21 protein-coding genes are annotated in these 17,559 nt (G+C 72.5%); 3 read left to right on the top strand and 18 right to left on the bottom strand.

What is annotated here, in order from left to right:
- Window positions 1-162 precede the first annotated feature (162 nt).
- Genes AB0I72_RS14690 through AB0I72_RS14635 form a run of 12 tightly spaced genes read right to left on the bottom strand, consistent with a single transcriptional unit; the run spans window position 163 to window position 10,118 of the window.
- Window positions 163-2,676: an OmpA family protein gene (locus AB0I72_RS14690; RefSeq protein ID WP_358567690.1), complete on the bottom strand. Its 2,514-nt coding sequence runs from the start codon at window positions 2,674-2,676 to the stop codon at window positions 163-165.
- Between the two features lie 18 nt (window positions 2,677-2,694).
- Entirely contained in the window at window positions 2,695-3,105 is a 411-nt protein-coding gene (locus AB0I72_RS14685) for a pilus assembly protein TadG-related protein (RefSeq protein ID WP_358567688.1), read from the bottom strand.
- A complete protein-coding gene (locus AB0I72_RS14680) occupies window positions 3,102-3,557 on the bottom strand; it encodes a TadE family protein (RefSeq protein ID WP_358567685.1) in 456 nt (151 codons plus the stop codon). Before AB0I72_RS14680 ends, AB0I72_RS14685 begins: the two co-directional genes overlap by 4 nt.
- Window positions 3,554-3,934 (bottom strand): TadE/TadG family type IV pilus assembly protein, encoded by a 381-nt coding sequence (locus AB0I72_RS14675; protein ID WP_358567682.1) that lies wholly within the window; start codon window positions 3,932-3,934, stop codon window positions 3,554-3,556. The genes AB0I72_RS14680 and AB0I72_RS14675 overlap by 4 nt, the downstream gene beginning before the upstream one ends.
- A 4-nt stretch (window positions 3,935-3,938) precedes the next feature.
- Complete coding sequence (locus AB0I72_RS14670) at window positions 3,939-4,121, bottom strand: hypothetical protein (RefSeq protein ID WP_358567679.1); 183 nt, start codon at window positions 4,119-4,121, stop codon at window positions 3,939-3,941.
- A gap of 30 nt (window positions 4,122-4,151) precedes the next feature.
- Window positions 4,152-5,054 carry a type II secretion system F family protein gene (locus tag AB0I72_RS14665; RefSeq protein WP_358567676.1) on the bottom strand — a complete coding sequence of 301 codons (903 nt, stop codon included), beginning with the start codon at window positions 5,052-5,054 and terminating at the stop codon, window positions 4,152-4,154.
- Window positions 5,051-5,935, bottom strand: a complete 885-nt coding sequence (locus tag AB0I72_RS14660; RefSeq protein ID WP_358567673.1) for a type II secretion system F family protein — start codon at window positions 5,933-5,935, stop codon at window positions 5,051-5,053. Before AB0I72_RS14660 ends, AB0I72_RS14665 begins: the two co-directional genes overlap by 4 nt.
- Window positions 5,923-7,242: an ATPase, T2SS/T4P/T4SS family gene (locus tag AB0I72_RS14655; protein ID WP_358568455.1), complete on the bottom strand. Its 1,320-nt coding sequence runs from the start codon at window positions 7,240-7,242 to the stop codon at window positions 5,923-5,925. Before AB0I72_RS14655 ends, AB0I72_RS14660 begins: the two co-directional genes overlap by 13 nt.
- 41 nt (window positions 7,243-7,283) lie before the next feature.
- Window positions 7,284-8,030 carry a hypothetical protein gene (locus AB0I72_RS14650; RefSeq protein WP_358567670.1) on the bottom strand — a complete coding sequence of 249 codons (747 nt, stop codon included), beginning with the start codon at window positions 8,028-8,030 and terminating at the stop codon, window positions 7,284-7,286.
- Window positions 8,030-8,707: an SAF domain-containing protein gene (locus AB0I72_RS14645; RefSeq protein WP_358567667.1), complete on the bottom strand. Its 678-nt coding sequence runs from the start codon at window positions 8,705-8,707 to the stop codon at window positions 8,030-8,032. The genes AB0I72_RS14650 and AB0I72_RS14645 overlap by 1 nt, the downstream gene beginning before the upstream one ends.
- 26 nt (window positions 8,708-8,733) lie before the next feature.
- Window positions 8,734-9,597 carry a hypothetical protein gene (locus AB0I72_RS14640; RefSeq protein ID WP_358567664.1) on the bottom strand — a complete coding sequence of 288 codons (864 nt, stop codon included), beginning with the start codon at window positions 9,595-9,597 and terminating at the stop codon, window positions 8,734-8,736.
- A complete protein-coding gene (locus AB0I72_RS14635) occupies window positions 9,591-10,118 on the bottom strand; it encodes a hypothetical protein (protein WP_358567661.1) in 528 nt (175 codons plus the stop codon). The genes AB0I72_RS14640 and AB0I72_RS14635 overlap by 7 nt, the downstream gene beginning before the upstream one ends.
- Before the next feature lie 271 nt (window positions 10,119-10,389).
- On the opposite strand from AB0I72_RS14635, the gene AB0I72_RS14630 reads away from it, so the two are divergent.
- Window positions 10,390-10,812 (top strand): hypothetical protein, encoded by a 423-nt coding sequence (locus tag AB0I72_RS14630; protein WP_358567659.1) that lies wholly within the window; start codon window positions 10,390-10,392, stop codon window positions 10,810-10,812.
- A 106-nt stretch (window positions 10,813-10,918) separates the two neighbouring features.
- Here AB0I72_RS14630 and AB0I72_RS14625 read toward each other — a convergent pair whose 3' ends face one another.
- Window positions 10,919-11,179, bottom strand: a complete 261-nt coding sequence (locus tag AB0I72_RS14625; RefSeq protein ID WP_358567656.1) for a hypothetical protein — start codon at window positions 11,177-11,179, stop codon at window positions 10,919-10,921.
- A gap of 432 nt (window positions 11,180-11,611) precedes the next feature.
- Window positions 11,612-12,394, bottom strand: a complete 783-nt coding sequence (locus AB0I72_RS14620) for an SDR family oxidoreductase (protein ID WP_358567653.1) — start codon at window positions 12,392-12,394, stop codon at window positions 11,612-11,614.
- A 52-nt stretch (window positions 12,395-12,446) separates the two neighbouring features.
- Between AB0I72_RS14620 and AB0I72_RS14615 the strand changes: the two genes are divergently transcribed.
- The gene (locus AB0I72_RS14615) at window positions 12,447-12,791 is read left to right on the top strand and encodes a metalloregulator ArsR/SmtB family transcription factor (RefSeq protein WP_358567650.1); all 345 of its coding nucleotides are present in this window, start codon (window positions 12,447-12,449) and stop codon (window positions 12,789-12,791) included.
- 235 nt (window positions 12,792-13,026) lie between these two features.
- Here the strand turns inward: AB0I72_RS14615 and AB0I72_RS14610 are convergent, their stop codons facing one another.
- From AB0I72_RS14610 to AB0I72_RS14595, 4 genes are all read right to left on the bottom strand, one after another.
- On the bottom strand, window positions 13,027-13,788 hold the full coding sequence (locus tag AB0I72_RS14610; RefSeq protein WP_358567647.1) for a DeoR/GlpR family DNA-binding transcription regulator: 762 nt from the start codon (window positions 13,786-13,788) through the stop codon (window positions 13,027-13,029).
- A gap of 172 nt (window positions 13,789-13,960) precedes the next feature.
- Window positions 13,961-14,494: a DeoR family transcriptional regulator gene (locus AB0I72_RS14605; RefSeq protein ID WP_358567644.1), complete on the bottom strand. Its 534-nt coding sequence runs from the start codon at window positions 14,492-14,494 to the stop codon at window positions 13,961-13,963.
- A 426-nt stretch (window positions 14,495-14,920) separates the two neighbouring features.
- The gene (locus AB0I72_RS14600) at window positions 14,921-15,214 is read right to left on the bottom strand and encodes a hypothetical protein (RefSeq protein WP_358567641.1); all 294 of its coding nucleotides are present in this window, start codon (window positions 15,212-15,214) and stop codon (window positions 14,921-14,923) included.
- Window positions 15,215-15,318: 104 nt separating this feature from the next.
- Complete coding sequence (locus AB0I72_RS14595; RefSeq protein ID WP_358567638.1) at window positions 15,319-16,242, bottom strand: ADP-ribosylglycohydrolase family protein; 924 nt, start codon at window positions 16,240-16,242, stop codon at window positions 15,319-15,321.
- 176 nt (window positions 16,243-16,418) lie between these two features.
- Here AB0I72_RS14595 and AB0I72_RS14590 point away from each other — a divergent pair, with 176 nt between their 5' ends.
- Window positions 16,419-17,456, top strand: a complete 1,038-nt coding sequence (locus AB0I72_RS14590; protein ID WP_358567635.1) for an IS256 family transposase — start codon at window positions 16,419-16,421, stop codon at window positions 17,454-17,456.
- Window positions 17,457-17,559 lie beyond the last annotated feature (103 nt).

Raw genomic sequence — 17,559 nt, 5'->3', positions numbered from 1 at the left:
GAGGGGCCGTGCGCCACCGGCGGCCGCGATGGGGTTCGCCAGTAGAAGGGACGAACGCCCCGATTTCTTCCGCACCCGTCGGCCGCCGCGCGTCCGCACCCCGTACGAGGCCCGGGGCTTCGGCACGCCAGGGCGCGACGTCGTGGCCGGTCTCCTCGGCGGTCAGGCGTTCTCCTTCGGACGCCAGGTCCGGCCCCGGCCCGCCTTCCTCGGTTTGCTGGGCAGGGGACGGCTTCCCGACGTTTCGGTGTCCGGGTCGCTCGCCACCGGCTGCGGTTCCGGCTGGGCCGGAGCCTTCTCCGTCTGCTCCGCCTGGGGCACCTGGGGTGCCCGGGAGATTGTCCGGGTGGCGTGCGGAGAGCGCCGTTCCCTGGCGCCCGCCCGTGCGCGCCGGCGGCGGGCAGCCGGTGTCTCACTCTCGTCCGTGCCCGTGTCCGTCCCGGAGCCGCCGTTCTCCTGCGCGGGCGCCGGAGTGGGACGCTCCTCCGGTGGGTTCAGACTGGAGAAGTCCGGCGTGCTCTGGGCGGACTCGGCGTCCGGTTCGGATGTCACAGGGTCCGGTGTCGGATCCTGCGTCCGCGCCGACCTGGCGAGCCGAGGCGCCTTCCTCCGACGCGACACCTGTGAGTCGCGGATCTGCGACCCGCGCTCCCGCCTGGGCAGCGGGTCGGGGGCCTCCTCCACGGGGACGTCCTCCTGCGAGGGAGCGTCGTCGGCCGACGTGTCCGCCGTGGCGGTGTCGATCGTGACGGCGTCGCGATCGGAGCCCTCCTCCCAGAAGCCGTCGTCCACGGACATGTGATCCCAGAAGGAGCTTTCCCCGGTGACCTCCTCCCAGAAGGCCTCGGCCTCGGCGCGGGCGTCGCCGACGCGAACGGGTGCGGGCCGGCCGTCCTCACCTCGGGCGTGCTCGGTGTTCCCGGTGTTCTCCGCGGGCGCGGAGTGCCGGTAGGCGCGGATCGCCTCGGTCACCTCGTCGGCCTCGCAGCCCGGCCACGCGTGGTGGGCGAGCGGGGCGAGGGGGGTGCTGGTCTCGGTGATGAGCCCGTCCTCCTCGACCACCAGACTCCCTCCGAGCGGCCACCGCCCGAGCACCACCGCGCTGATGCCCCGGTGCTGACCGTGCAGCAGCAGGGAGGACAGCGCCGTCTCGTGCTCGGGGGCGGCCGAGGTGACCAGGACGAGCGGTGTCGGACCGTCCGTCAGCAGGGCCTCGTCCGCCCGCTGGTGCAGCTCGTTCTGGAGCTCCCCAAGTGCCCGCTCCATCGTGCCGACCATCCGGACGGGCTCGCACGGGTGCTTCCTGAGCAGGTCACGCCCCTGCTCACCGATCAACCGCACGGTGTCCGCCTCGGTGATGACCACGCGGGCGGTCTGCTCGTCCGAGGTGTCGAGCGCGTTGAGGAGCAGCCGTCGGGCGGCGCCCGTCGCCCCCCTGCCGGTGACGCCGACGCCCGGGACGTGGCCCAGTTCCACGCTGACCCGTTCGTCGATGTCGTCGCCGGGGGCCGGACGGGGGTCGGCGGGTGGAAGGGCGAGGGGCTTGCGGCGCGGTGGGGGCGGGAGTCGGCGCGGCAACGACAGCACCACCCCGGGAAGCCGGACACCGCGCTTGCCCAGGACGTATCCGCCGAGGAGGCCCGCGAAGGCGAAGGAGATCCCGACGGCGCCGTCGGGGATCTCCAGGACGATGACGTGGTTCTCGTCCAGGTCCCGCTCGCCGCCCGAGGCCGCTTCCGTGTCGCCGGACGCCGACATCGTCTCGACCTCGACCGTCTCCACCTGGACGACATCGGCGGGCTCGGTCGTCTCAGCCGGGTCCGTGGCCTCGGCCGACTCCGAGGTCTCGGCCGTGCCGGTGGGATCGGTGGACTCCGTCGTCGCGGACGGCGCCGGTTCGGTCGTGACCGCGTACACCAGCTCGACTCTGCGCTGCGCCGCGTGGTCCCCCTCGCGCGGCTCCCCGGACCCGGAGCCGCGCACCACCGTCTCGGGCGCCGTGTCGCCGAGCTCGGCGGTCAGGTGGTCGGCGACCACCCGGGCCCGCCGCTCGGACAGCTCCAGGTTGTACTCGTCGGTTCCCCGGGGGTCGGCGTGCCCGGTGATCTGGATCGGGGAGCCCGGAGCACCGTGGTCGCGGACGAGCTCGACCACGGGCGCCAGGTCCTCGCGCATCTGGTCGGTCAGTTCCGCCGAGTCCGTGGGAAAGCCCGCGACCGTGCGCTCCCGTTCGACGCTCCGCCCCGCCTGGGTCCCGTCGGACACGGGCACGGGCGGCGGCGAGCCGTCGTCGTCCGTGGGCGCCTCCTCCGCCTCCTCCTCGGCGGCGGTGTCCGCGAGCGCGTAGGTCGGGGTCAGGACCGCCGTGCCGACCGCCGTCGCCGCGACCGCCTGCGTCGGACCCAGGCGGCGGAACAGTCCGGGCGTCCCGCGCAGCCGTGCGGCCGCCTCCACGACGATCCCGGCCAGGTACAGACCCCACAGCGTCCACAGCAGCACGATGAGGACCGCGGTCGGCAGCCCCGGAGGGATGCTGAGGCCCCGGAGGTGGACGAGGGCGCCGGCCCACGTCAGGTCGAGCCGCGGCCACTCCAGGTGCCACAGGAGCGCGTACGGGATACCGAGCAGGACCGCCGAGGCGAGCAGGACCGCGCTCGGCGTGCGGAAACGAGACATGGCGGCCTCACAGGACGTCTAGGGAGCGGGTCGCGTGTACGGGCGGGCGCTCGCGGTGGACTCGACCGTGGTGGAACCCAGGGGGAGAAGGACGAAGTCGTAGGACATCCGGGAGGTCACGGTCACGGTGTCCCCGTCCACGGTGACGGTCCCCGATCCGCCGGACTGGGAGAGGAAGGTCTGGGCCGCGGCCGCGGCGGCAGCGGGGTCCAGTCGCACCGTGTCCGTGCCCGCCCGGTAGGCCGCCCAGTCGAGTTGCCGTGTGCCGACGCGCGCGGCCTCCTGGGCCAGCGCGATCGCCTGGGTGTGGGCGCGCAGCAAGCCGCCGCCGTCGTAGACCAGGCCCAGACAGAAGACGAACGCCGCCACCATGACCACGGTGAAGGCGGTCGCCTGGCCGTCGTCGGGCCCGAGGCGGTCACGATTCACGCGTCCCCCCGGAAGGAGTCCACGGCCACGGTCGAACTGCCCGAGATGGTGACGGTGCTCGGCACGTTGAGCCCGGCGAGGTCGTTCAGACCCACGTGGCACTCGAGTGTGGCGGTGACGAAACCACCGGGGGTGAGTCCGTTGTGGTCCAGGGTCAGGGTGTGGCTGGAGCAGGTCAGGCCCTGCGAGGCCAGGCTCGCCGCGGTGATCCGCCGCGCCGCCGCCTCGGCCTGGGGGACCTGGCGTTCGAGCGCCGCCGCGCGCGCGGCGGCGTGGGCGACCTCGTCGGCCGTGGAGCCCGCTCCCACCACTCTGCCCGCGAGGATCATCAGCAGCGCGAACATGATCAGCAAGGGTGTGAGCAACGCCAGTTCGACAGGGGCGGACGCCCGGTCGTCGCCATGGCGCGGCGCCGTTCCCCCCTTGGCCGGGCGCTCGCCGGTCGGGGTCATGGCGTACCTCCGGGGGGTACGAAGCGTTCCACCGGCACGGTCAGCTCGTGCCGCACCGGGAAGGTCAGGCCCGGGATCAGGGACCGCACCCGTGCCTCCACCACGGCCGTGGCCTCGGTCGGGCCGCGGACGACGGACACGGTGCGGTCGATCAGCAACGTGCCGCCGAGCTCGTCCGCGATGGCCTCGGCGTTGGCCTGGCCGCCCGCGCCCTCGACGGTGCGGGCGGCCTCCGCCGACTGCCGGGCGATGCTGGCGGCCACGTGGTCGGCGTGCGTCCACAGCGCCGCCTGCACCACGAACAGCACGAGCAACAGGAGCAGCGGGGCCGCGACCGCGAGTTCGGCGCTGCCCCGGTCATCGTCGGAGGAATGCACGCGGTCAGCCCAGGGAGATGGAGTTGACCCTGTTCATCACGGCCAGCGACAGGGCCGTCACCGCGGCGATGCCCATTCCCACCAGCAGGGCGATGACCACGACGGCCTCGGTGGAGTATCCGTCATCGCCCAGGTCGCCCTTATGGATGCCGAGAGCGATGCGGACGAAGGTGGCGATGCTTTTCATGGAGGGTCTCCAGGGGATGCGTGATGAAGTTCAGAGGCTGAAGAGGACATGACTGAGAGCCGGGTAGCCGAGCATGACGAGGAAGCCGCCGAAGAGCAGGACCACCGGCAGACTCATCCGCTCGGTGTCCGACTGGGCGTTCGCGTCGAGCTCGGACAGGAACTGGGTGCGCAGGGTCTTCGCCTTGGCCGCGAGTGAGGAGCGGATGCGCGCTCCGTCGGCGCCCGCGAGCTGGAGGCTGGCGGCGAGTTCGTCGAACTCCGGGGTCCCGTAGCGCTCACCGAGTCCGCGCAGCGCCGTCCACGCTGGCTCGCGTCGCAGCGACGCGTCGCGCAGCGCCTCGCGGATACGCGTCATCGCCCAGCCGTCGCTGGCGGAGCTGGCGTCGGAGAGCGCCCCGTTCACCCCCGCGCCGCCGGCGAGGGACACCACGACCAGGTCGGCGAACCCGGCGAGGGTGTGGCGCATCCTCTCGCGTCGCTTGCCGGCCTCATCGCGCAGGGACAGGTCCGGTGCGAACCAGAACGTGAGCCCGAACAGCACCCACACGGGGACGGTGACACCCAGGGGCGGGCTGACACCGGCCAGCGCGAGGATCGCGCCCAGGATCGGGGGCGCCGTCAGCGCCAGGACCAGACCCGTGGTCTTCTCGGCCAGGTAGGAGGCCGCGTCGCGTTCGCACACGACCAGGTCGCGGCGTGTGCGGGGGCCCGGGAGGCCGAACGCGGACAGCAGCGGCACGCCCACCCCGCCGAGCCTCGCCGTCAGTCCGGTGGTGTCCCCGCCACGCGACCGAAGGGGTGCGACGGGTTGGGGTGCGGCGAGGCGTTCGGCGAGGCTGGGCCGGGCGAAGCGCACGGCCAGCACCAGCCACACGGCGAGGCCGACGAGGGCGCCGCCCACGATGGCCAGCAGGGGGGTGTCGGCGGTCACGCGGCCACCTCCGTCTCACGGGTGTCAGGGGTGAGCACACGCGGTCCGAGTCTGGGTCGGGACAGCCGGACCAGCCAGAACATGGCGGTCGCCCAGATCGCGCCGATGGCGCCGAGCACGACCTGTCCGACGAACCCGTCGAAGGGGTCCAGGTACTCGGGGCTGAGCAGCATCAGGAGCACGGCCATGCCCAGGGTCACGGCGATGATGATGCGGGTCGAGGTGCGCACGCGCGCCCGGCTCGCCGCCGCCCGGACCAGCATCGCCGCCTGTTCGCGCGCGGCCTCGGACAGGCTGCCGAGCAGGACGCCGAGGTCGGTCGCGTGCCGGGACGTGGCGCTGCTGAGGGCGGCGGCGACCAGGTCGGCGGTGGGGTTGTCGACCTCGTCGGCGAACACCCGCAACGCCTCCCGGGGCGGTGTGCCCTGGCGCAGCCGTTCGGCGAGCCGGGCGACCTCGGCGCGGACCGGTTCGGGGGCGATGGGGACGGTCGCGGCGATGGCCTGGTGCAGACCGGCGGCGCCGGCCATCAGGTCACGCAGCATCTCGGTCCACGCCGCGACCGCCTCCACACCGGCCACCTGGCGCTGGTGGGCGCGGTCGGGGCCGAGCATGGTCGGCGCGAACCACGCGCCGACGCCGATGAGCACCCCCGCCACCGGCCAGCCGGTGACGACCCAGACCACGACGCCGGCCGCCACGCCCGTGGCGAGCAGGACGACGTCGCGTCGGCTGGGCAGCGCGGCGAGCGACGCACGAGACCGCTGTCCGGGCCGGGTCCCGGGCGTGGGAACGAGGAGCGAGGCCACGGCGATCCAGATGCCCGCGCCCGCGAAGGCTCCGCACGCGGCCAGGAGGAGGACGGCGGTCACGTCGGCCACCCCCCGACCTCCACGTCGGCGTGCAGCAGGGCGGGGTCGAACCCGGCTTCGAGGAGTGCGTCCAGGGTGTCCGGGCTGGGCGACGCCGCGGGGAGCCGCTCACCCGAGCGGCTCCTGCGGTAGAGCTCGTTGGAGATGACGTTCTGTCCCTCCGCGCCGACCACCTCGCGCACGCTGGTGACCATGCGGCCGCCCGTCGGCAGGGCCGAGACGTGCACGACGAGGTGCACGGCGGCGGCCACCAGGGCCGCGGTGGCCTCCAACGGCAGGCGTTCGCTGGACTGGGACGCGTAGGCGCCGAGCTTGGTGAAGGCGCCCGCGGAGTTCGCGGCGTGCAGTGTGGTCAGACTGCCGTCGTTGCCCTGACTCATCGCGTTGAGCAGGGGCACGGTCTCCTGGCCCCGGGTCTCACCGACGATGACCCGGTCGGGCGACATGCGCAGGGCGGCGCGGACGAGGTCGGCGATGGCGATCTCACCGACGCCCTCGACGTTGGCGGGCCGGGCCTGGAGCGCCACGCAGTCCGGGTGGGCGTCCACGTCGCGGTCCAACCCGAGCTCGAAGACGTCCTCGATGGTGACCAGGCGTTCGGTGGGCGGGATCTCGGCCGCCAGGGCACGCAGCAGCGTGGTCTTGCCCGCTCCGGTGCCGCCGGTGATCACCATGTTGCGCCGGGACAGGACCGCCGCCCGCAGCAGCTTGACCAGGACGGGGTCAAGGGTGCCCAGCCGACGCAGGCGCTCCAGGGAGGTGCGGCTGTGGCGGTGGCGGCGGATGGACACCGCGGGGTCGCGGGCGACCTCCATGACGGCGTTGAGCCGTTCCCCGCCGGGCATGGTCATGTCCAGGATCGGTGCGCCGGGGTCGAAGCGCCGTTCACCGGTGGCGGACTCGGCGGCGATGCGTCGGACGAGGGCGATCAGTTCCTCGGGGTCCTCGAACAGCGGCGGGCGTTGTTCGCGTCGGCCGTCGGCGTAGCGGATCCACACGCGCGAGCCCGTGACGTTGATGTTCTCGATCTCCGGGTCGTCCAGGAGCGGCTGGAGCGGTCCGAGCCCGCTCACCTGGGCGAGGGCACGGCGGCCGATCATCGCCTCGGTCGCGGGGGCCAGGACCGACCGACCCGCGGCGAGCGCCTCGCTGGCCGCCTCGTCGAGGATCCGCGCGATGACGCGCTCGGCCTCCCGGCGGTACTCGGCGGGGCCGTACTCGCCGTTCTCGCGCAGCAGCTCGCTGAGCCGCCGCGTGGCCTCGGTCGCGGTCCACGTGACCCAGGAGTCCTCGCGGGCCGCGCGACCGGCGTCGATGAACTGGTTGGGGTCGTCGTCGAAGGTGGCGTCGATCTCGGTCACAGCGGGACCTCCATCCGCACCTGCTGGGCGGCGGCTTCCCGGACCACCGCTCGGGACAGGGACGCCACCGCCCGGAAGAGGGGACGGCGCTCGGGACGGCGCAGCCCCGTCTCGCCGCGGAGGAAGGCCACGCTCCGGTCGTCGTCGGGCACCCTTCCCCACACGCGCAGGCCGACGGCGCCGGCGATCTCGGCGGTGGAGCCGCTGCCCCCGACGATGACGGTCCAGGCCCGGGGAAGCGTCTCGAACAGGTACCGCGCCGACTCCTGGAGACGGCGCAGCTGCGCCAGGTCGTCACGGACCAGCAGGAGCGCGACGTCGGCGCGCGCGGCCAGGTGCGCGGTCGCGGAGCGGGGGGCGAGCCGTCCCAGGTCGAGGACGGTCGCGTGGCCGCTCGGGGACAGCAGGGAGGAGGCGTTCTGGGCCAGGAGCCGTACCGCGCCGTCCGCCCGGTCCGCGGAGGCGGGGGCCGGGCAGACGGGCAGCCCTCCGTCGAGGACCTGCGCGTGTTCGAGCGGGCCTGCCCCGGTCCCGTCGGATCGCTCGTGGCGGGCGGCGGCGGCCAGGTCGGTCAGTCCGGGCGAGACGAACAGCCTGCGCCAGGTGCCGATGTCGCCTCCCGAGGCGTCGGCCTCGATCAGGAGTGCCCCGGGCTCCTGTTGCCAGGAGGCGGCCAGGGCCATCGCGGTCACGGTGACCCCGGGCGCGCCGCCGAGGGAGAGGACCGCCACGGTGCTCGGCATCACGAGCCTCCCCGGGTCGGGACCTGCACCACGGTGATGCGGTCGGTCGCGGCGGCGGAGGAGATCTGGGCGGCGTCCAGTGCGCTGACGGCGAGTTCGACGATCACCGAGCCGTCGCCGGCGGCGGCCTCCACGCTCTGGACCCGCGCGGGAAAGGCCTCGGCACCGGCCTCCTGTTCGGCGACCTGGCCGGTGTCCTCGGGGATCACCACGACGGAGACCGCCGATCCGGGCTGGACGGAGGCGGGGAAGCGCCCGGGCATCAGGGCGGCGCCCACGACGGCCTCCTGGGCGGGCGGGTAGGCCGCGTCCGGTCCGAGCGCCGTGCCGGGCAGGATCGCCCCGTCGGCGACCGGGACGGTCAGCGTGCGCCCCAGTGCCTCCTCCAGGTCCTGCTCGCCGATGACGGAGACCCCGTCGCCCACGGTGATCTGGGCGATGCGCAGGTCGTCCGTGGTCACGACGTGACCGGCCGGAAGGTCGCGGTCCGCCACGAGGACGCCCTGCCGCTGGTCGAGGCGGTCGACCGCGGTGACCCCGGCCAGGGCTCCGGTCGTGGCCATCGCCAGTCCCAGGACCAGCCATCGCCAGCGTCGGGGCCCTTTGCCCAGGAGCCGTACCGGTGGTGTCCCGCCCTGGACCGTCGCGGGCGCCGGGCCCGTGGTCGTGCCCACCATGCTGCCTCCACTGCTTCCTTGCGCTGTCAGCGGCCCGAGTCGGAGACCAGACCCTGTGCTTCGTCGACCGCGACCTCGACCTCGGACGTCGTCGTGACGGAGTCGCGGGCGCCGGCCGTGCCGTCGGAGAACTCCCAGGCGATGTCCCAGACGACGCCCGTGGTGAGGGTGTAGGTACCGCCCTCCCGCGCCACGGAGGCGCGGGTGTAGGCGTGGCCGCAGTCGGGGGACGCGGACTCGGGGTCGTGCCGCTCCGGGTCGAACGCGGTGCCCGGTCCCTCGCAGACGACCTCCTCGCCGTCACCCATCGCCCAGCGCGACTCCCGGGGGGTGGCCGTGATGGTGAGCGACCAGCCCGGGATCTCGGCGGTCGCGGTCACGGGAGCCCACGTCTGGTCGTCGATCCACAGCCACAGGGGGGTGTTGACCAGGACCAGGGAGCCGTTGCCGGGTGAGGTCGCGATCTGGGGCGGGGGGAGTTCGAAGGAGGCCAGGGACTCCTGGATCAGCGTCACGGGGTCGGTCGGGGCCGTGGCCTCCTCCCCCTCCTGGCCGCCGTAGTCGACCGCGTCCCAGTCGATGGCGTCCCAGTCCACGGAGTCCCAGTCGACCGCGCTCCAGTCCACATCGGCGTAGGGGTCGTGGGGATCGCCCGTGGTGGTGGACGCGGCGCCGGTTCCCGAGGTGCCCTCGGTGCCGCCCGTGGTTTCCGTGTGGCTCAGCACGACCGTGCATCCGGAGCCGCCCCCGCTGCCGCACTCGACCTCGGTGAGGACCGGGGTGGATCCTGCGGCCGTGGGCCCGTCCGCCGTGTCCGCGTTCGCCGGGGGCGCCGCCCCCAGGACCACCGCGGCGACCGCGAGCGAGGTGGCGCCAGTGCGTCTCAACATGATCCCGGCTCCCAGATCCGAAGGTAGGACACGCGCCAGGCGAGTCCGTCGTGTACGAGTTCGGCGTCGACTCGTCGGGGGGCCGCGCTCCCCGCCGCCGCGGGCGCTCCGATGTTCCACTCCGAGTCGTCCACGCAGTCGGCGACGACCGCGTGGGTGGAGTCCTCCAGGGTCAGTTCCGGGGTGAGCACCGGCTCACCGGTCACCTCGCTCCCCGATGCGACGACTCCTTCGAGGGCCTGCCGCATGAGGGCCAGGGCGCCCTCGGTCGCGTGGTCCTCCAGTCCGTCCGGGGTGGCGGAGCCCTCGTGGGAGGCTTCGACGACCACGGTCCACATGCCGGTGTAGGCGGCGAGCGCGGCCTCCGCGTCGGAGGAGGCCCCCGACGTGGCGGGCGCGGAGGCGGAGGGTTCCCCGGCGGGCTTCCCGTCCGCCGGTGTGCAGGCCGTGACCAGGGCGAGTGCCACCGCGCATCCTGCGGCCACCGTGCCCTTGCGGGCGGTCGAGGCCGTCGATCTCATCGCGGCTGCCTTCCGTTTGGCAGTACATGTGAATGCAATTGGTTTTGGGTGAGTTTATAGAAGGGTTGAGTGGCAATCAACCCGCATGCGGCCAGAAGAGCCGCTGAACGCACACGAAGCCACACGAGGCAAAATAGCGGATCATGGGATGTATTGCCCTGGAGGAGTGTGCGGATCCGTGCCCGGACCGACCGTGCGGGGTGTGGTCGCTGGGGGCGTAGCGGTTCCAGGTCCCTCCCGCCTGGGCAACGACTCGGGTGGTGGTCTTGTCATGGAAGCCCAGCGCCCAGGCGATGACCGGAGCGGAGGCCTGGAGCACGAGCTGGCGCAGCGCGGAGGTGCGCACCGCTGGTCGTCGATGGCGGCGAGCCACTGCTCCAGCCAGAGCTCGAAGAAGACCAGGTGCCGGTCGCGGCGGGGCGAGCCGGTTCAGCCCCTCATGGGTGAGAGGGGTCTGACCCCGGGCGAGCAGAAGCGGTTCCTGCGCGCGGTGGAGAAACGCCCCCTCGCCCGCGACCGGGCGATCGGGCGGCTGCTGTCCTACTCCGGGCTGCGCGTGAGCGAACTGGTCGCCCTCGACGTCGACGCCGACGTGGTCGACGAGCACGGCCGCGCGGCGCTGTCGGCGCACACCCTGCGCCACACCTTCGGCACCAACCTGACCCGCAGCGGGGCCGCCGAGCTCACTCGCTGACCAGGGCGGCTGAGCGGCCCTCACCCTCCCACGGTTTCTCCCGGTCTCCGGCCGGGGCGGTGACCACGGGCAGAACGAAGTCCCTCGGCGCGAGGTTCGGAGAACCTCATGCCGTCACACCGGAGTGCCGGTGTATCCGTATGCCGGTGCTCTCAGCGTTGGGGGCGTCCCTTGCGGCCGGGGTGCGCTTGGCGTCGCTGCGCTGGGGACGCTCCGGCTCGGTGGACTGCGCGGGCCGGGACGCCTTCGTCTTCGGCGCTGGCGTGGGCTCGGCAGCAGGGTCCGCCTCCGGCGGGGTCGTCGGTTCGGCCTTGGGGAGTTCGGGTTGTTCGGAGCGCGGGTGCTTGAGCAGGGCGCTGACTGCCATGCGCCTCGTGCGGCGGAGCATCCACACGTAGTGGGAGACCGGCGGTCCACGAGGGCACGACCACGCCCGAGCCCACCGACTTCGACGCCTGGAGCCACGTCGGTGTGGCGAGCACGCACCGCTACGCGGTCACCGCCTACCCGCGGTCGGGGCTGCTCCAGGGATCGGAGGCGTACCTCGGGTGCCGTGAACGAACGTGGCACCAGCCGTGAACGAGAGGGACCCGCCGTGATCGTCCTGCTCGCACATGCCTCCACCACGCTGGAGCCCCAGGGGACGACAGATCGAGTACCACCACAAGCAGATCCGCGACCTCCTGGACTTCCGGGTGTGCGGGGTCACCGACGCCGACTAGCTCACCGGCTGGCTGGCCACAGGCGTCGCCCACGCCGAGCGACCCCGCTGGGGGACACGTGTCCCCCGCCCTGCGCCTCAGGTGAGGTCCAGACCGCCGTCGATGGTGAGGACCTGGCCGGTGAGCCAGGTGGTGCCCGGGTCAGCGAGCCGGAGGATCCATTCGGCGACTTCTTCAGGCTCGCCGCGGCGGCCCAACGGGATCTGCTGAGCTTCTGTCTCCTTGATCTGGCGCACGGTGGCCTCGGGCAGCCCGGCGGCCGACAGCGCCTCGCTCTCGGTGGGGCCCGGGGCCAGGGCGTTGACGCGCACGCCCTCAGGCGCGAGTTCGAGGGCCCACGAGCGCGTCAGGTGCTCGATGGCGGCTTTGGAGGCGGCGTAGTGGGCGGCGCCGGGCAGCGGCCGGTGGCCGTAGGTGCTGGAGACGTTGACGATCGTGCCTCGCTGAAGGCGCAGATGGGGCAGGGCTGCGGCGGCCAGCAGGCTGGGAGCGGTGACGTTGAGCGCGAACAGGTCGGTGATGCGGGCGGCCTGGGTGTCGGCCAGCGGCATCATCGCGGTGGCGCCAGCGTTGTTGACGAGCAGGTCGATGCGGCTCCAGCGGGACACGGCGGCCTCGGCGACCTCGGCGGGCACCTGGGGGGAACGCAGGTCGGCGGGGTGGATGGCGATGCCGGGGTGCTGGGCGGCGGTCTCCGTCAGTGCGTCACGGCGCCGACCCACACCCAGGACGTGGGCTCCGGCGCGGGCCAGGGCGATCGCGGTGGCGCGGCCGATGCCCGATCCCGCGCCGGTGACGATCGCGACCCGCCCGCTGAAGCGCTCCCGCTCATGCTGCTGGTGCTGTGGTGGTGTGGTCATCCCGCCTCCTTGTTCGATGTTCGTTGAACATCGAACAAGCTAGCATGGGGGCATGAGGAAAGCACACCATCCGGCGACCGAGGACGTGGCGTTGCCCGAAATCATGGGGGCGCTCAGTGACCCTCTGCGCATCGGGCTGGTACGGGTGCTGGCCGATGGCGGCGAGCGCGGCTGGGGCGAGCTACGGGTGCCGGTCGCCAAGTCGACGCTCAGTCACCATGTGCGGGTGCTGCGCGACGCGGGCGTGATCCGTACCCGCCAGGAGGGCACCCGCTGCTTCGTCCGGCTGCGCCGCGAGGACCTGGAATTGCGTTTCCCCGGCCTGATCGAGGCCGTCCTGGCAGCGGCCCACACCGACGGCGTGGGCAACGGTATCGGTCTCGTGCCCGGCGCGTGACTCGTTGACGGTGAGTACGCCCGGGGCGGCGGCCCCGTCGGGGAGTTCGCCTCGGTCGGGGGGAAGCGTTCGTGCCGTGTGTAGTGCTTCAGCGGCGGCGCGGGCCCGCATGCCCGCCGTCTGTCGTCCCCTGGGGCTCCAGCGTGGTGGAGGCATGTGCGAGCAGGACGATCACGGTGGGTCCCTCTCGTTCACGGCACCCGAGGTTCCGCCTCCCCTTCAGGGAGGGGAGCAGTCAAACGGTGGTGACGCGCGGCCCGAGCGCGGCGAGCTCCTGGGCGAGGCCGTCGGCCAGGCCGGTGTCGGTGATGACGCAGTCGACCTCCTCGACGGAGGCGAAGCGGGCGAAGTGGTCGTTGCCGACCTTCGTGTGGTCCGCCAACAGCACGGCACGGCGAGCCGAGCGGATCATCGCGCGCTTGACCAGCGCCTCCGAGGGGTCGGGGGTGGTGAGGCCGCGCTCGGCGGAGACGCCGTTCGTGGCGATGAACGCGACGTCGACGTAGGTCTCCTCCAGCGCCTGGAGCGCCCACCCGTCGACGGTGGCCTGGGTGCGGGTGCGCAGACGTCCGCCGAGCAGCATCAGGTTGATGTTGCCGCGCGGAAGGAGGGTCAGCGCGATCGGCGCGGAGTTGGTGACGACCGTGAGTTCGCGGTCGGCCGGGAGCTGCTCGGCGAGCCGTCCGGTGGTGGAACCCGCGTCGAGGAGGATGGCGCCCTCCGCGGGCAGCTCGGCCAGGGCCGCCCTGGCGATCCGCTCCTTCTCCTTGGTCATGACGGTGTCGCGCTGGGTCAGCGTCGGCTCGAAGCCGAGCCGTTCGACGGGGATCGCGCCGCCGTGCACGCGCCGCAGGACTCCGTGTCGCTCCAGAGCGGTCAGGTCGCGCCGGATCGTCTCGTAGGTGACGTCGTACTCGGCGGCGAGCTTGGCGACGTCGACCCTCCCCTCCCGGCGCGCACGGTCGAGGATGAGCCGCTGACGCTCTTCCGCGTACATGTGGGATCACCTGTGTTTCACTGTGGCAGTCGTTGAGGCCGTGGCGGCGACGTGCCTCAGGAGTCAACCATATGGTGGTGGTTCCCTGTGGCATGGTGTGGGATCCGACCCGGCGCAGGCCCCGCGTTCGCGCCCGGAGGCGGTCACGGCGGGGCCGTGCGACTGGTGGAGATCAGACGCGCAGCAGTCGCGGAACGCGCGCGCGGAGGCGTTCGGCCGCCTCCTCGTGGAGGCCGGTGTCGGTGATCAGGCAGTCGACGTCCTGGAGCGCGGCGAACCGGGACAGGCGGTCGTCGCCGATCCTGGTGTGGTCGGCCAGCGCGACGACGCGCCGTGCGACGTCCATGACCGCCTTCTTTCCGCTGCCCTCGGCGGGATCGCAGCTGGTCAGGCCGCGGTCGAAGGAGACTCCCCCCGGCACGACGAAGGCGACGTCCACGGTGAGCCCGTCCAGCTCCCGGGGACCGGGCAGGGTCGCGCCGGCCCGGCGGTGCAGTCGCCCGCCCATGAGGTGCACGGTGATGTCGGTGCGGGCGGCGAGCGCCAGGGCCACCGGGATGGAGTTGGTGATGACGGTGTGGCCGTGGTCGACCGGCAGGTGGGCGGCGAGCCGTTCGGTGACGGTACCGGCGTCGAGGATGACGACGCCTCCCTCGGGGAGCTCGGTGAGCGCGGCCTTGGCGATCCGCTCCTCCTCGGCGGTCAAGCTCGCCGTCCGGACCCGCGACTCCGTCCCCGGTCCCCTGTCGGATCGCCCCGTGTCACCTGCGCCACCAGGCACGTCGGCCTCCCACTCTTCCTCGGTCGGTGACGCGGAAATCGTTATTCGAGGGTTATTCGCCGCATCGACGCACAGGCCAATTCACGATTCCACACGCCACCCGATGCCACCCGGATGCGGATTTCTACCACGATTTCCTGTGGGGTGGCAATATCGGGACGTATCGAACGCCGTTCGAAAGAACACGCACGACCTCGAAACAACCTCTTCGGAGAAAGTTCGGACGGCCGAAAGCGGTGTTCAGCGCCAGGGTGAGGCGGAGTCCGTGGTCGCCAGCGAAACGGTTTCCCATCGATTCGGGGCAGGGCCCTCATTGGAGACCAGAAAAAACCGTGGGAGGGTGAGGGCCGCTCAGCCCAGCCCCGTCACCAGCGCCCGCGGTCTGGCCACTCCGTGGAGCCAGCGCCGCAGGCCCAGGGCTTGGGCGGAGCCCAGAGCCGCCCCTTCCACCAGGCCTCCCGCCAGGATGAACGAGACCACGGCGGAGACCTGCCCTGCGCCGCTCGGATCCCCGAACAGCGCTGCGGACACCGCGACCGCCTCCGCGGCGGCGCAGAGCAGCGTCCACCGAACCGCGGACGGCGGTCCGACCGTGTTCGTGCACCCCTGGTCCCGGCTGCGTCGCGGTTGTGCCCCGTTGCCCATGCCGGCCTCCTGTGACCAGCGTCTTTCGGTGTGGGGCGGGGGCCTAGGACCGAAGGTCACCTTTCGGCCGCCGATGGCGGGGATACCGGAATTCGTGGTGCCTGTCAGTCCAGGGCCCATCCCGGCAGCGCCTCCGTGCGCCCGCCCCACTCCGGATCGACCGCCCCGGCCGGGCCCGCGCCCAGCACTCCGCCCACGATCGCGGCCACGGTGTCCATGTCCCCGCCTGGAGTGACCGCAGCCCACAGCGCCGACTCCAGTGTTCCCCGCAGGTGCTTGGCCGCCACCCACAGGGCGAACGGCACCGTGTCCAGGGCCCGCACCCGCGACCCGTTCCCCAGCCGGTGGGCGGCCCCGACCGGTTCGGGCACGATCAGCAGGGCCCGCGCGGCGCGCACCCCCTTCCGCAGCGCCCCCTCGGGCAGGTGGTCGGCCACCCGGCCCAGGAACGTCCCCGGTGCCTCGGCCTCGCCCCGTGCCACTAGGGCGGCGGCCACCGCCACCGCGACCGCCCCGTCCACCGCTTCGGGGTGGGTGTGGGTGATGCGCGCGCTCACCGCCGCCCGCTCGGCGGCCGCCACCGTGTCGTCGGCGAAGAACGCGCCCAGCGGGGCCACCCGCATCGCGGCCCCATTGCCCCAGGAGCCGGAGCCGTCGAACAATCCCGAGGCCAGGTCCCGGTGATCGGCACCCTCGCGCACCAGTCGCAGTAGGCGGCCCGTCGCGGGACCGTAACCGCGGTCGAAGTCGTGGCGGTCGGCGAAGGAGGCGGCGAGCCGGTCGGCGTCCACCTCCCCGTGGCGGACGACCTCCCGGTACACCGACGCGGCCATTTCGGTGTCGTCGGTCCACTCCCACACTCCCGGGGGCAGTTCCCGGGCACAGTGCCGGGATCGGTTGTCGGGGACGAAGAACTGGGAGCCGAAGGCGTCACCGACGGCCAGGGCGGACAGGCTGGAGAGGGCGCGCCGGGCGTTCTCGGACGGGATGGAGGGAACGAAAGAGGAAAAAGAGGAAGAAGTGCTCATTGCCCGTCATCCTGCCCCGGAGGCACCGCTGGCGTCTATACGAGGGCCCGGCGCGAGCAATGCTCATGACTTGTGGATCGACTTCGGGACGGACGCGAAGGGCGTACCTTCCCGAGTGATCGACTTCTAGTCATCGAGTAGGCCGACGTTGCACCGTCGGTCAGGAAGGCACGCCCGTGCTCACCGTAGTGAACGCCAACGGCTCCACCGAGTCCGGCTCCCTGATCGACGAGATCGTCCGCGAGGGCGCCCGGCGGATGCTCGCCGCGGCGCTGGAAGCCGAAGTCAACCAGTACATAGCCGAGTTGGCCGCCGAAACGGACGTGGCCGGGCGCCGCCTCGTGGTCCGCAACGGCCGCCACCGGCCCCGCACCGTGATCACTGCAGCAGGATCCGTCGAGGTCACGGCCCCGCGCGTGAACGACAAGCGGGGGGACGCGGCCACTGGTGAGCGGATGCGGGTCTCCTCGAAGATCCTGCCGCCGTGGTGCCGCAAGTCGCCCAAGGTCCGGCTCGGGCAGGCGCACTCCTGTGTCCTGGCGCTGATGGGAGTGCGCCTGGACGGCACCAAGGAGCTGATCGCGCTGGCGGAGGGGCTGCGCGAGTCGACCGAGTCGTGGGCGGATCTGCTGCGCGACTGCCGGCGCCGGGGCATGCGCGATCCCGAGCTGGTTGTCGGTGACGGCGCGATGGGCCTGTGGAAGGCGCTCGCCGAGGTCTTCCCCACTGCCCGGCACCAGCGGTGCTGGGTCCACAAGGCCCGCAATGTCACGAACGCCCTGCCGAAGTCCGCACAGCCGGGCGCGACGAAGGCGATGCAGCAGATCTACAACGCCGAGAACCGCACGCACGCCGGGAAAGCGACCGAGGCGTTCGCGAAGACCTACGGCGCCAAGTACCCCAAGGCCGTCGCCAAGATCACCGACGACCGCGACGAGCTGCTGGCCTTCTACGACTTCCCAGCCGAGCACCGGATCCACCTGCGGACCACGAACCCCATCGAGTCGACCTTCTCCACCGTCAAGCTCCGAACCAAGGTCACCCGCGGCGCCGGCAGCCCGGCCGCCGCCCTCGCGATGGTGTTCAAGCTCGTCGAATCCGCCCAGGCCCGCTGGCGCGCAATCCGCGGAGCCCACCTCGTCGCCCTGGTCCGCGCTGGCGCCACGTTCGAAAACGCCGTCCTGGCCGAGCGCCCTGAGCCCCTGGCCGCGTGAGTGACATCATCCAATCGAACAAATTTGACAGTATCCGGCCGCCGACGGAGACACTGACCGGATGATTGTCGTGCAGCGAGTCGTTACGCACTGGACCAAGCAG

The organism is Nocardiopsis sp. NPDC049922 (assembly GCF_040660275.1).
Classification (GTDB): domain Bacteria; phylum Actinomycetota; class Actinomycetes; order Streptosporangiales; family Streptosporangiaceae; genus Nocardiopsis.
Note: the sequence above shows the minus strand (reverse complement) of the source record. Positions and strands in the feature narration are given on the sequence as shown.

What these genes read in the sequence shown, in the direction of transcription:
- AB0I72_RS14690 (WP_358567690.1), bottom strand. Translation starts at nt 2,676, where the DNA reads ATGTCTCGTTTCCGCACGCCGAGCGCGGTCCTGCTCGCCTCGGCGGTC.
- AB0I72_RS14680 (WP_358567685.1), bottom strand. Translation starts at nt 3,557, where the DNA reads ATGACCCCGACCGGCGAGCGCCCGGCCAAGGGGGGAACGGCGCCGCGC.
- AB0I72_RS14670 (WP_358567679.1), bottom strand. Translation starts at nt 4,121, where the DNA reads ATGAAAAGCATCGCCACCTTCGTCCGCATCGCTCTCGGCATCCATAAG.
- AB0I72_RS14650 (WP_358567670.1), bottom strand. Translation starts at nt 8,030, where the DNA reads ATGCCGAGCACCGTGGCGGTCCTCTCCCTCGGCGGCGCGCCCGGGGTC.
- AB0I72_RS14645 (WP_358567667.1), bottom strand. Translation starts at nt 8,707, where the DNA reads ATGGTGGGCACGACCACGGGCCCGGCGCCCGCGACGGTCCAGGGCGGG.
- AB0I72_RS14640 (WP_358567664.1), bottom strand. Translation starts at nt 9,597, where the DNA reads ATGTTGAGACGCACTGGCGCCACCTCGCTCGCGGTCGCCGCGGTGGTC.
- AB0I72_RS14635 (WP_358567661.1), bottom strand. Translation starts at nt 10,118, where the DNA reads ATGAGATCGACGGCCTCGACCGCCCGCAAGGGCACGGTGGCCGCAGGA.
- AB0I72_RS14630 (WP_358567659.1), top strand. Translation starts at nt 10,390, where the DNA reads ATGGAAGCCCAGCGCCCAGGCGATGACCGGAGCGGAGGCCTGGAGCAC.
- AB0I72_RS14625 (WP_358567656.1), bottom strand. Translation starts at nt 11,179, where the DNA reads ATGGCAGTCAGCGCCCTGCTCAAGCACCCGCGCTCCGAACAACCCGAA.
- AB0I72_RS14620 (WP_358567653.1), bottom strand. Translation starts at nt 12,394, where the DNA reads ATGACCACACCACCACAGCACCAGCAGCATGAGCGGGAGCGCTTCAGC.
- AB0I72_RS14615 (WP_358567650.1), top strand. Translation starts at nt 12,447, where the DNA reads ATGAGGAAAGCACACCATCCGGCGACCGAGGACGTGGCGTTGCCCGAA.
- AB0I72_RS14610 (WP_358567647.1), bottom strand. Translation starts at nt 13,788, where the DNA reads ATGTACGCGGAAGAGCGTCAGCGGCTCATCCTCGACCGTGCGCGCCGG.
- AB0I72_RS14600 (WP_358567641.1), bottom strand. Translation starts at nt 15,214, where the DNA reads ATGGGCAACGGGGCACAACCGCGACGCAGCCGGGACCAGGGGTGCACG.
- AB0I72_RS14595 (WP_358567638.1), bottom strand. Translation starts at nt 16,242, where the DNA reads ATGAGCACTTCTTCCTCTTTTTCCTCTTTCGTTCCCTCCATCCCGTCC.